Below are 11,249 nucleotides of genomic sequence, written 5' to 3'. Positions count from 1 at the left end.
ATGTGGGTACGCTTCCAGAAGCTGCGCGGGAACCAGTGCATTTACGTCTGCGCCGACGACGCTCACGGCTCGGCCATCATGCTGCGCGCGGAAAAGGAAGGCATCACCCCGGAACAGCTGATTGCCAACGTCCAGGCCGAACACAGCAGCGACTTCGCCGACTTCCTGGTGGACTTCGACAACTTCCACTCCACCCACAGCGAAGAAAACCGTGAGCTGTCGAGCCTCATCTACACGCGCCTGCGTGAGGCCGGGCACATTGCCACTCGTTCGGTGACCCAGTACTTCGACCCGGAAAAGGGCATGTTCCTGGCCGACCGCTTCATCAAGGGCACCTGCCCGAAGTGCGCGGCCGAAGACCAGTACGGCGACAACTGCGAGAAATGCGGCGCCACCTACGCACCGACCGAACTGAAGAACCCCAAGTCGGCCATTTCCGGGGCCACCCCGGTATTGCGCGATTCGCAGCACTTTTTCTTCAAGCTGCCCGACTTCCAGGCCATGCTGCAACAGTGGACCCGCAGCGGCACGCTGCAGGACGCAGTCGCCAACAAGCTGGCCGAATGGCTGGACTCCGGCCTGCAGGAATGGGACATCTCCCGTGACGCGCCGTACTTCGGTTTCGAAATTCCGGGTGAGCCGGGCAAATACTTCTATGTGTGGCTCGATGCGCCTATCGGCTACATGGCCAGCTTCAAGAACCTTTGCGCGCGCCGCCCGGAACTGGACTTCGATGCGTTCTGGCGCGAGGGCTCCACGGCCGAGCTGTACCATTTCATCGGCAAGGACATCGTCAACTTCCACGCCCTGTTCTGGCCAGCCATGCTCGAAGGCGCGGGCTTCCGCAAGCCGACCGCCGTCAATGTGCACGGTTACCTGACCGTCAACGGCGCCAAGATGTCGAAGTCGCGGGGTACGTTCATCAAGGCCCGTACCTACCTCGACCACCTGCAGCCAGAGTACCTGCGCTATTACTACGCCGCCAAGCTGGGCCGCGGCGTCGACGACCTCGACCTGAACCTGGAAGACTTCGTGCAGAAGGTCAACTCTGACCTGGTTGGCAAGGTGGTCAACATCGCCAGCCGCTGTGCCGGCTTCATCCACAAGGGTAACCAGGGCGTGATGGTTAGCGGTGATGCCGCGCCTGAACTGACCGAAGCCTTCCTGGCTGCCGCCCCGTCCATTGCCGAGGCCTACGAAGGCCGCGATTTCGGCCGCGCCATGCGCGAAATCATGGCGCTGGCCGACCGTGCCAATGCCTGGATCGCCGACAAGGCGCCGTGGTCCCTGGCCAAGCAGGAGGGCAAGCAGGACGAAGTGCAGGCGATCTGCGCCCAGGGCATCAACCTGTTCCGCCAGTTGGTGATTTTCCTCAAGCCGGTACTGCCGCTGCTGGCTGCCGACGCCGAGGCCTTCCTCAACGTGGCCCCGCTGACCTGGAACGACCACCTGTCGCGCCTGGAAAACCACACGCTGAACCCGTTCAAGGCGCTGATGAGCCGTATCGAGCTGGCCAAGGTCGAAGCCATGGTCGCCGCCAGCAAGGAAGACCTGCTGGCCGCCGAACCCAAGGCCCCGGCAGGCAACGGCGAGCTGGCCAAGGACCCGCTGTCGGCAGAAATCGAGTTCGACACCTTTGCCGCTGTGGACCTGCGTGTGGCACTGATCGTCAAGGCCGAAGCCGTGGCGGGTGCGGACAAGCTGCTGCAGCTGACCCTGGACATCGGGGACGAACGCCGCAATGTGTTCTCCGGCATCAAGTCGGCTTACCCGGACCCATCCAAGCTCGAAGGCCGCCTGACCATGATGGTCGCCAACCTGAAACCGCGGAAAATGCGCTTTGGCGTGTCCGAGGGGATGGTCATGGCGGCAGGCCCTGGTGGTGAAGAAATCTACCTGCTGAGCCCGGACAGCGGCGCCAAGCCAGGCCAGCGCATCAAGTAATTGACCGTGGGGGCTGCCTGGCAGCCCCGTTGGCTTCTGCGGCGGGCCGGGGCAATCCCGGCCTGTGCGCGCCATCAAGGAAAGCTCTGATTCATGAACGCCGCCAAACGCCTGGAGATTTTTCGCAGGCTGCATGAAGACAACCCTGACCCGAAAACCGAACTGGCCTACACCACGCCATTTGAATTGCTGGTGGCAGTGACACTGTCCGCGCAATCGACCGACGTCGGCGTCAACAAGGCTACGGCGCGCCTGTTCCCCGTCGCCAACACCCCCGAGGCCATCTATGCCCTGGGCGTCGAAGGCCTCAGCGAATACATAAAGACCATCGGGCTGTACAACAGCAAGGCCAAGAACGTCATCGAAGCCTGCCGCTTACTGATCGAGCGTCACGGTAGCCAGGTACCCCAGACCCGTGAAGCGCTGGAGGCACTGCCAGGTGTCGGCCGCAAGACGGCGAACGTGGTGCTGAACACGGCGTTCCGCCAGCCGACCATGGCCGTCGATACGCATATTTTCAGGGTCAGCAATCGCACGGGCATAGCGCCGGGCAAGACTGTGCTGGAAGTGGAAAAGAAACTGGTCAAGTTCGTACCCAAGGACTACCTGCTGGACGCCCACCACTGGCTGATTCTCCATGGCCGCTATGTTTGCCAGGCACGCAAGCCAAGGTGCGGCAGTTGCAGGATCGAAGACCTGTGCGAGTACAAGCACAAAACTTCTGACGATTGAGCGGATAGCTGAAAACCACTGCAGGCGATTGAAAAAATCTTTTTTACCAGCGCCTGCTTTCTGGTTATAAGGTCGGCCAACGGCCCCTTGGCTTGGAGCGACTCATGAGTACCGATAAAGACGACCTGTCGATCGAAGATGATTTTGTTGCCGTAGAAGATGACGCGGAGCCCCCGGTGGAATCTGCAAAAACCAACCTCAGCAAACGCCGCACCATCGACAACTTGCTCGAAGAACGGCGCCTGCAGAAACAACTTGCCGATTTCGATTACGACCTGTAGCCCCACCTTGGCAAAGCCTCCTGCCCGGAGGCTTCATGGCCTGTGCTCAGCTCAGGCCTTGCCGTTGCGCCAACTCGATCAGGTCTACCAGCGACCGTGCATTGAGCTTGAGCAACAGGCGTGACTTGTAGGTACTGACCGTCTTGTTGCTCAGGTACATGCTGTCGGCAATTTCCTTGTTCGAACGCCCGCGCGCCAACTGTTGCAACACGGTCATTTCCCGGGCCGAGAGGCGGTTGACCATGTCCACCTCGCTGCCCGTGCCCCTGCCCCGGGCCGCATGCAGGGCCTGGTTGGGGAAATAGCTGTAGCCCGAGAGCACCGCCTTGATTGCGCTCAACAGCTCGGTAAGTTCCTGTTGCTTGCATACATAACCCGCCGCCCCCGCCTGCATGCAGCGCATCGAAAAATTGCCGGGTGCCTGCGACGTCAGTACCAGCACCTTGCTGCCTGGGCTGAAGCTGGCCATGCGGGCAATCACCTCCAGGCCATCCAGCTTCGGAATACCGATATCCAGCACCACGATGTCCGGCAGGTGTTGCCGCGTCAGCTGCAATGCAGCCACCCCATTGTCGGTCTCCCCCACGACGTCATACCCATGCCGCTCCATCAGCATGCGCACGGCAAGGCGTATGACCGGATGATCATCAACGATAAGCACTTTATTCATGCGACATCCATTCATTCACTGTTGTGGCTTTGGCACGCCAAGATAACTGACAGAACGACCGATGGCGCGGCGATTTGCCGACGAAACTCATGTGCAGACAAAACCTACAATAGTTGCGGAAACTTCCTACACATCGCGACTATGGTTGTAACAAACAAATTCCTTATTACCGATTACAGCCGTGTACCCGGTGGCCAGTTGCACTTTGAGCACAGACTGTCAGGGGCTGAAACACCCCTTCCCGACTTCGGGGTGAAGCGTGGATCAGGGACTTTGCCCGTTGTCGCGCACCGGGAAGCAGTCCAGTCTTTAGTTGCCCGGCGCAGTAAGGCAAAGATGGGCAAAACCGCTGGAGGCAGCCGCCATGACCCAAGCACAACCTGTCGCCCCGCTGACGATCATTGCCATCTTCGCCGGGATCATCGAAGCCTCCGCCCTGGCCACACTGCCCTTTCTCAGCGAGTCCAGCCAGAAGCTCTATACCTGGTTCCTGGTGGGCTTTCCGTTCTTCCTGACCGCGCTGTTTTTCCTGACACTCAACTTCAACTATAAGTCGTTCTACAGCCCACTACCCAATAAGGCAGCAGCGGACAGCGCGCCCCCACCCAGCAGTGAAGCCCTCGCTGCCATGCCGCAGGAGGGGTTGCCAGGCGAGCCCGTCACCTTCATGTTTTCTGGCCCGGATGCCTGTCGCCTGATGGAACAGCAACTGTTGCAAGCGCTTGCGCTACCACCAACGCCACCCCGCACCTGGCGCTTTTGCAATGTGGATAAAGGCCAATGCGCGCAATTGTCCATCAGCCCACTGGGCAGTGAGGCCGCGAACCCATGCAGCTGAAACTCTTCATTTCGAGCAGGCACAAAAAACCCGGCCGCAGCCTAATGCCAGTCAGTTAAGTAATTTGGGGCCGCTTCGCGACCCTTCGCGGGCACGCCCGCTCCTACAGGGGATAGCGCATTTCTTGCGTTCAGCGCTAAACGTGTGGGAGCGGGCGTGCCCGCGAAGGGCTGCAAAGCAGCCCCAGTAACGCTTAACCGACAGGCATTAGGCCGCAGCCGGGTTCTTTCATGGCACAGGCCAGCAATCAGAGCAGCGAACGGCCCTTGTTGGCGGCAATGCGCATACGCAAGGCGTTGAGCTTGATGAAGCCAGCAGCGTCGGCCTGGTTGTAGGCGCCGCCATCTTCTTCGAAGGTGGCGATGTTGGCATCGAACAGCGAATCATCCGATTTACGGCCAACCACGGTGACATTGCCTTTGTACAGCTTCAGCCGCACCACACCGTTCACGTTGACCTGCGAAGCGTCGATCATCTGCTGCAGCATCACGCGCTCCGGGCTCCACCAGTAACCGGTGTAGATCAGGCTGGCGTACTTGGGCATCAACTCGTCTTTGAGGTGAGCAACTTCACGGTCCAGGGTGATCGACTCGATGGCACGGTGGGCCTTGAGCATGATGGTGCCGCCAGGCGTCTCGTAGCAGCCACGCGACTTCATACCGACATAACGGTTTTCGACGATGTCGAGGCGGCCGATGCCGTTGGCACCGCCGATGCGGTTCAGGTCGGCCAGAACGGTTGCCGGGGTTTTCTCGACACCGTCGATGGCAACGATGTCGCCGTTGCGGTAGGTGAGTTCGATGTAGGTGGCCTGGTCCGGGGCGTTCTCAGGCGAGACACTCCAGCGCCACATGTCCTCTTCGTGCTCGGTCCAGGTGTCTTCCAGAACACCGCCTTCGTAGGAGATGTGCAGCAGGTTGGCGTCCATCGAGTACGGCGACTTCTTCTTGCCGTGGCGCTCGATCGGGATACCGTGCTTTTCGGCGTAGTCCATCAGCTTCTCGCGGGACAGCAGGTCCCACTCACGCCATGGGGCGATGACCTTGACGCCAGGCTTGAGCGCGTAGGCACCCAGCTCGAAACGCACCTGGTCGTTGCCCTTGCCGGTAGCGCCATGGGAAATGGCGTCTGCGCCGGTTTCGTTGGCGATTTCGATGAGGCGCTTGGCGATCAGCGGGCGGGCGATGGAAGTACCCAGCAGGTACTCGCCTTCGTAGACGGTGTTGGCGCGGAACATCGGGAACACGAAATCACGCACGAACTCTTCGCGCAGGTCGTCGATGTAGATCTCTTTAACACCCATTGCCTGAGCCTTGGCGCGGGCCGGTTCGACCTCTTCGCCCTGACCCAGGTCAGCGGTGAAAGTCACCACTTCGCAGTTGTAGGTATCCTGCAGCCACTTGAGAATCACCGAAGTATCAAGGCCGCCGGAATACGCCAGTACGACCTTTTTTACGTCCGCCATGCCATCACTCCACGGGGTTGTACGGAAAAGGACCGATTCTAACGGCGTTAACGATAAATTTACAGTGGCGCGACAGCTTCTGACGACAAAGCGACAAGAACTTTCACAGGGGCGACGGACGGTAGTGAGGCAGGCAAGTCAAGGGCCTGCGGTGCACGCGGCTGTCCAACCTCAAGGTTGCCTGGCCGGCGCAGCAGCAGCAGCAGCAGCAGCAGCAGCAGCAGGGGGGACTTGCTCGGTCGGTTTCTCCACCGGTTTTTCAGGCACCACCACCCGGTCCAGCTCGATGTTCACCCGCCGATTCCGCGCCCGGTTGGCTGCAGTGTTGTTCTTGGCCACCGGGTAGCGCTCGCCGTGGAAGCGTACGGTGATCTGCTCATCCTTGATGCCATGAGCCTTGAAGTAGTCCGCCACCGCCAGCGCCCGGCGGCGTGACAGGTCGCGGTTGGTCAGGCGATTACCGCTGTTGTCGGAGTGACCGTTGAGCTCGACATGGTTCACCGAAGGGTCGGCCTTCATGTATTCGAGAATCACATCCAGCCTGGCCTTGGCCGCGTCATCCAGTTCGATGCCCCCGCCCGGGAAACCGACCTGGGTCTGGCGCACCTGATCGTAGTTCATGGGCAGCAGCTTGGCGGCACACACCTGGTAATCGCTGTAGGCCTTGGCAAAGCTCACCGGCAGTACCCGCACCTCCATCGGCCGGCCAGCTTCGCCCGCAAAGCTGCGCACCACCGTGCTGCGCCCGTCGAGCAAGCCATTGATCAGGCGGCTGGCCTGGCCTTGCGACGAACTGAACAACACGCCGGTACGGGCCATGCGCACGCTACCCAGGTTGATATCACCACGACCGGGTTGCCACGGCGCCGCCGCCGCCAGCAGGCTGGCAGTGCCGGCCCCCAGTATGTTGCTGGCCGAGCGCAGCTGGAACACTGCCTGCTCGCCCGCCCGGCGTACGAACTCACCACTGCCAAAGCCATCGATCGGCTGGATCAGCCGGCACTCGAACGGGTCACCCTCGACCTTCCAGGCAATGTTCTCCATGCGCGTCTGAAAAGTCAGCGCGGCAGCCGGCAGGCTCGCGAACAGGGTCAACAGGGTCAGGTAACGCTGGCGCACGGGCGGCTCCACAATTTCAACGGCTTACCTGCAGGCTATCGGACGCCAACCGGAAAACTTGATAGCCGTGCTCGGCCCAGGGTTTTCCGGTAGCATTGGGGCTTGAGTTCGACCCGCCTGGAATCCCCAATGTCCGATCGCCTGACCCTCCTGCGCCCCGACGACTGGCACATCCATCTGCGTGATGGTGCCGTCCTGCCCCACACCGTTGGCGATGTGGCGCGTACTTTCGCCCGCGCCATCATCATGCCCAACCTGGTTCCGCCGGTGCGCAACGCCGCCGAGGCCGGTGCCTACCGTGAACGCATCCTCGCTGCCCGCCCGGCAGGCAGCCGCTTCGAGCCGCTGATGGTCCTGTACCTCACCGACCGTACCAGCCCGGAAGATGTGCGTGCCGCCAAGGCCAGCGGTATCGTGTATGCCGCCAAGCTGTACCCGGCGGGCGCCACCACCAATTCCGATTCGGGCGTGACCAGCATCGACAATATCTTCCCGGCCATCGAGGCATTGGCGGAGGTCGGCATGCCGCTGCTGGTGCACGGCGAAGTGACCCGCAGCGAAATCGACGTGTTCGACCGCGAGAAGCGCTTCATCGACGAGCACATGCGCCGCCTGGTCGAGCGCTTCCCGGCCTTGAAAGTGGTGTTCGAACACATTACCACCAGCGATGCCGCGCAGTTCGTCACCGAAGCACCGGCCAATGTTGGCGCGACCATCACCGCGCAACACCTGCTGTACAACCGCAACCACATGCTGGTCGGTGGCATTCGCCCGCACTTCTACTGCCTGCCGATCCTCAAGCGCAACACCCACCAGGTGGCCCTGCTGGATGCAGCCACCAGCGGCAACCCGAAGTTCTTCCTCGGTACCGACTCGGCCCCGCACGCCCGTCACGCCAAGGAAGCGGCCTGCGGCTGCGCCGGCTGCTACACCGCCTACGCGGCTATCGAGCTGTACGCCGAAGCGTTCGAGCAACGCAACGCGCTGGACAAGCTGGAAGGTTTCGCCAGCCTGCACGGCCCAGCTTTCTATGGCGTGCCGGCGAATACCGACACCATCACCCTGGTCCGCGAAGAATGGACCGCCCCGCAGAGCCTGCCATTCGGCGAGCAAACCGTGGTGCCGCTGCGCGCTGGCGAGAAATTGCGCTGGCGCCTGCTGGAGGAAAACGCGTGAGCGAAGACCTCTACGAAGACGACCTGGAAAGCCAAGGCAACAGCGGGTCGCGCCATCCAATGGCTGAGCGCTTCCGCGGTTACCTGCCGGTTGTAGTGGACGTGGAAACGGGCGGCTTCAACAGCGCCACCGATGCCTTGCTGGAAATTGCTGCAGTGACCATCGGCATGGACGAGAAAGGCTTCCTGTTCCCCGAGCACACGTACTTCCACCGGGTGGAGCCGTTCGAAGGCGCGAACATCGAGGCGGCCGCGCTGGAGTTCACCGGCATCAAGCTCGACCATCCGCTGCGCATGGCAGTCAGCGAGGAAACCGCGCTGACCGATATTTTCCGCGGTGTGCGCAAGGCCCTGAAGGCCAATGGCTGCAAGCGGGCGATTCTGGTCGGCCATAACAGCAGCTTCGACCTCGGCTTCCTCAACGCGGCCGTGGCGCGCAATGACGTGAAGCGTAACCCGTTCCACCCGTTTTCCAGCTTCGACACGGCCACCCTGGCCGGCCTGGCCTATGGCCAGACCGTACTGGCGCGGGCTTGCCAAAGCGCCGACATCGACTTCGATGGGCGTGAAGCGCACTCGGCGCGGTACGACACCGAGAAAACGGCGGAGCTGTTCTGCGGCATCGTCAACCGCTGGAAGGACCTGGGCGGCTGGCGCGACTTCAACGATTGACCTGGGGGCCGCCTGGCGGCCCTTTCGCAACACAAGCCCGCAGCCACCACCCAGGCACAAAAAAACCGGCCACCAGGGCCGGTTTTTCATGCGCGCCGCAATTACAGCTTGCCGGCGTTCTCGCTCAGGTAGGCGGCTACGCCTTCTGGCGAAGCATTCATGCCTTTGTCGCCTTTTTTCCAGTTGGCCGGGCAGACTTCGCCGTGCTCTTCGTGGAATTGCAGGGCGTCGACCAGGCGCAGCAGTTCGTCCATGTTACGGCCCAGCGGCAGGTCGTTGACGATCTGCGAACGAACAACACCGTTGGTGTCGATCAGGAAGGCACCACGGAAGGCCACGCCACCTTCGGACTCAACGTCGTAGGCCTTGCAGATTTCGTGGGTCATGTCGGCAGCCAGGGTGTACTTCACCTGGCCGATGCCGCCGTTGTTGACCGGGGTGTTGCGCCAGGCGTTGTGAGTGAAGTGCGAGTCGATGGACACGCCGATCACTTCTACGTTGCGCGCCTGGAAATCAGGGATGCGGTGGTCCAGGGCGATCAGCTCGGACGGGCAGACGAAGGTGAAGTCCAGCGGGTAGAAGAACACCAGGCCGTACTTGCCCTTGGAGGCCGAAGCCAGGTTGAAGCTGTCGACGATCTCGCCATTGCCCAGCACGGCCGGTACGGTGAAATCGGGGGCTTTCTTACCAACGAGTACGCTCATTGTAATCTCCTGATGAGGGTGTAGAACCGTTTGCCGGGCCAGACGGGCCTGCCCGACATCCAACAAAGGCGACCATCATACACGGCTTCTGATGACAGGCCGAATCCAACGAGCAGGCAACCGCCGGTCGCTCAAGCACAGGCCTTGCAGAAAGTGCTTTGACAAGCATTCTCATTAACATTAAGCTCCAACCCATCGACTCAACCAGCGATGGTCAGCCCTTATGTATGTGTGTCTTTGTGTCGGCGTTACTGACGGACAGATCCGCGACGCGATCTATGAAGGATGCTGCAGTTACAAGGATGTGCGAGCCGCGACCAATGTCGCCAGCCAGTGTGGCAAATGTGCCTGCCTGGCCAAGCAGGTAGTCCGCGAAACCCTGACCGAGCTGCAGGTCAGCCAGGCCGCGCTGCCCTACCCGGTAGAATTCACCACCGCCTGAAACCAGAATTTCCAAGAACCGGACCTAGTGTCCGGTTTTTTTATGCCTACATATCAATAAGTTAGGGCACCAACGCGGTTCACAAACATTCTTATTCCTATTAATTTTCATTTATTATTCAATCACTTAGGTTTGACACACTTGCGCATCGGGCTCAAACTTCCTGCTATTGGCACACTTCTACAGGGCAGGAACCCAAATGAAAGGCGACGTAAGCGTCATCCAGCATCTCAACAAGATCCTCGGAAACGAGCTGGTCGCGATCAACCAGTATTTCCTGCACGCACGCATGTACGAAGATTGGGGCCTGAACAAACTCGGCAAGCACGAGTACAAGGAATCGATCGACGAGATGAAGCACGCTGACAAGTTGATCAAGCGTATTCTCTTCCTCGAAGGCATCCCTAACGTTCAGGACCTGGGCAAGCTGTTGATCGGCGAGCACACCAAGGAAATGCTTGAGTGCGACCTTAAGCTCGAACACAAGGGCCTGGCCGATCTCAAGGCCGCCATCGCCCACTGCGAAACCGCGGGTGACTTCGGCTCGCGTGACATGCTGGAAGATATCCTCGAGTCCGAGGAAGAACATATCGACTGGCTGGAAACCCAGCTGGGGCTGATCGACAAGATCGGTATCGAAAACTACCTGCAATCGCAGATGGGCGAAGAGTAATCACCCGCTGCATAAAAAAACCCGCGATCAGCGGGTTTTTTCATGCTTGCCGAAATCAGGCTTCGGCAGCTTTGGCCTTGGCGGCGGCGTCCTTGATCAGGGCCTGTAGCTCACCCTTTTCGAACATTTCCAGCATGATGTCGCTACCGCCGACCAGCTCACCGGCCACCCACAGCTGCGGGAAAGTCGGCCAGTTGGCGTACTTTGGCAGGTTGGCGCGGATTTCCGGGTTCTGCAGGATGTCGACGTAGGCGAACTTCTCGCCACACCCCATCACAGCCTGCGATGCCTTGGCCGAGAACCCGCACTGCGGGGCATTCGGCGAACCTTTCATGTAAAGCAGAATGGTGTTGTTGGCAATCTGCTCTTTGATCGTATCGATGATATCCATCTAGCACCTCAGCTGAACTTTCCGACGCGATCGTCGGCACGGTGAGGCATTGTAACGGAAAGCCGAGCAGCATGCTCGGCCTTGCCATCGCTCAAGCGGCCTCGACCTGCACAGGTACGCCATTGAGCGCCGCATTGCCCGAC

General features: G+C 60.5%; 13 protein-coding genes. 8 read left to right on the top strand and 5 right to left on the bottom strand.

What is annotated here, in order from left to right; all coding sequences use genetic code 11:
* The 3 genes from metG to APH30_RS29200 form a co-directional block, all read left to right on the top strand.
* A partial coding sequence (metG, locus tag APH30_RS23565) for a methionine--tRNA ligase (RefSeq protein WP_054913917.1) occupies positions 1-1,944 on the top strand: 1,944 nt, incomplete at its 5' end.
* A gap of 93 nt (positions 1,945-2,037) precedes the next feature.
* Positions 2,038-2,676, top strand: a complete 639-nt coding sequence (gene nth / locus APH30_RS23560; protein ID WP_009684568.1) for an endonuclease III — start codon at positions 2,038-2,040, stop codon at positions 2,674-2,676.
* Between the two features lie 104 nt (positions 2,677-2,780).
* A complete protein-coding gene (locus APH30_RS29200; RefSeq protein WP_009684567.1) occupies positions 2,781-2,957 on the top strand; it encodes a PA3496 family putative envelope integrity protein in 177 nt (58 codons plus the stop codon).
* A gap of 46 nt (positions 2,958-3,003) precedes the next feature.
* Here the strand turns inward: APH30_RS29200 and APH30_RS23550 are convergent, their stop codons facing one another.
* Entirely contained in the window at positions 3,004-3,627 is a 624-nt protein-coding gene (locus APH30_RS23550) for a response regulator transcription factor (protein WP_009684566.1), read from the bottom strand.
* Between the two features lie 364 nt (positions 3,628-3,991).
* Between APH30_RS23550 and APH30_RS23545 the strand changes: the two genes are divergently transcribed.
* Complete coding sequence (locus tag APH30_RS23545; protein WP_054913916.1) at positions 3,992-4,465, top strand: hypothetical protein; 474 nt, start codon at positions 3,992-3,994, stop codon at positions 4,463-4,465.
* 247 nt (positions 4,466-4,712) lie between these two features.
* Here the strand turns inward: APH30_RS23545 and APH30_RS23540 are convergent, their stop codons facing one another.
* The gene (locus tag APH30_RS23540) at positions 4,713-5,930 is read right to left on the bottom strand and encodes an argininosuccinate synthase (protein WP_029886602.1); all 1,218 of its coding nucleotides are present in this window, start codon (positions 5,928-5,930) and stop codon (positions 4,713-4,715) included.
* 171 nt (positions 5,931-6,101) lie between these two features.
* Positions 6,102-7,049: an OmpA family protein gene (locus APH30_RS23535; RefSeq protein ID WP_054913915.1), complete on the bottom strand. Its 948-nt coding sequence runs from the start codon at positions 7,047-7,049 to the stop codon at positions 6,102-6,104.
* A 129-nt stretch (positions 7,050-7,178) separates the two neighbouring features.
* Here APH30_RS23535 and pyrC point away from each other — a divergent pair, with 129 nt between their 5' ends.
* Together pyrC and rnt are read left to right on the top strand one after the other, a co-directional pair.
* Entirely contained in the window at positions 7,179-8,225 is a 1,047-nt protein-coding gene (gene pyrC, locus APH30_RS23530; protein WP_054913914.1) for a dihydroorotase, read from the top strand.
* A gap of 59 nt (positions 8,226-8,284) precedes the next feature.
* On the top strand, positions 8,285-8,896 hold the full coding sequence (gene rnt / locus APH30_RS23525; RefSeq protein ID WP_232108621.1) for a ribonuclease T: 612 nt from the start codon (positions 8,285-8,287) through the stop codon (positions 8,894-8,896).
* 101 nt (positions 8,897-8,997) lie between these two features.
* On the opposite strand, the gene APH30_RS23520 is transcribed toward rnt, so the two are convergent.
* On the bottom strand, positions 8,998-9,600 hold the full coding sequence (locus tag APH30_RS23520; protein WP_054913913.1) for a peroxiredoxin: 603 nt from the start codon (positions 9,598-9,600) through the stop codon (positions 8,998-9,000).
* Positions 9,601-9,823: 223 nt separating this feature from the next.
* Here APH30_RS23520 and APH30_RS23515 point away from each other — a divergent pair, with 223 nt between their 5' ends.
* Both APH30_RS23515 and bfr read left to right on the top strand, forming a co-directional pair.
* The gene (locus APH30_RS23515) at positions 9,824-10,042 is read left to right on the top strand and encodes a bacterioferritin-associated ferredoxin (RefSeq protein ID WP_009684559.1); all 219 of its coding nucleotides are present in this window, start codon (positions 9,824-9,826) and stop codon (positions 10,040-10,042) included.
* A 199-nt stretch (positions 10,043-10,241) separates the two neighbouring features.
* A complete protein-coding gene (gene bfr, locus APH30_RS23510; RefSeq protein WP_009684558.1) occupies positions 10,242-10,715 on the top strand; it encodes a bacterioferritin in 474 nt (157 codons plus the stop codon).
* Positions 10,716-10,770: 55 nt separating this feature from the next.
* Here the strand turns inward: bfr and grxD are convergent, their stop codons facing one another.
* On the bottom strand, positions 10,771-11,106 hold the full coding sequence (gene grxD, locus APH30_RS23505; protein ID WP_009684557.1) for a Grx4 family monothiol glutaredoxin: 336 nt from the start codon (positions 11,104-11,106) through the stop codon (positions 10,771-10,773).
* Positions 11,107-11,249: the final 143 nt, after the last annotated feature.

It is taken from the genome of Pseudomonas sp. NBRC 111127 (genome assembly GCF_001320345.1).
Taxonomy (GTDB): domain Bacteria; phylum Pseudomonadota; class Gammaproteobacteria; order Pseudomonadales; family Pseudomonadaceae; genus Aquipseudomonas; species Aquipseudomonas juntendi.
This window is presented reverse-complemented; position numbering and strand designations above follow the sequence as displayed.

Coding starts and splice junctions, on each gene's coding strand:
- nth (WP_009684568.1), top strand. CDS start 2,038: ATGAACGCCGCCAAACGCCTGGAGATTTTTCGCAGGCTGCATGAAGAC.
- APH30_RS29200 (WP_009684567.1), top strand. CDS start 2,781: ATGAGTACCGATAAAGACGACCTGTCGATCGAAGATGATTTTGTTGCC.
- APH30_RS23550 (WP_009684566.1), bottom strand. CDS start 3,627: ATGAATAAAGTGCTTATCGTTGATGATCATCCGGTCATACGCCTTGCC.
- APH30_RS23545 (WP_054913916.1), top strand. CDS start 3,992: ATGACCCAAGCACAACCTGTCGCCCCGCTGACGATCATTGCCATCTTC.
- APH30_RS23540 (WP_029886602.1), bottom strand. CDS start 5,930: ATGGCGGACGTAAAAAAGGTCGTACTGGCGTATTCCGGCGGCCTTGAT.
- pyrC (WP_054913914.1), top strand. CDS start 7,179: ATGTCCGATCGCCTGACCCTCCTGCGCCCCGACGACTGGCACATCCAT.
- rnt (WP_232108621.1), top strand. CDS start 8,285: ATGGCTGAGCGCTTCCGCGGTTACCTGCCGGTTGTAGTGGACGTGGAA.
- APH30_RS23520 (WP_054913913.1), bottom strand. CDS start 9,600: ATGAGCGTACTCGTTGGTAAGAAAGCCCCCGATTTCACCGTACCGGCC.
- APH30_RS23515 (WP_009684559.1), top strand. CDS start 9,824: ATGTATGTGTGTCTTTGTGTCGGCGTTACTGACGGACAGATCCGCGAC.
- bfr (WP_009684558.1), top strand. CDS start 10,242: ATGAAAGGCGACGTAAGCGTCATCCAGCATCTCAACAAGATCCTCGGA.
- grxD (WP_009684557.1), bottom strand. CDS start 11,106: ATGGATATCATCGATACGATCAAAGAGCAGATTGCCAACAACACCATT.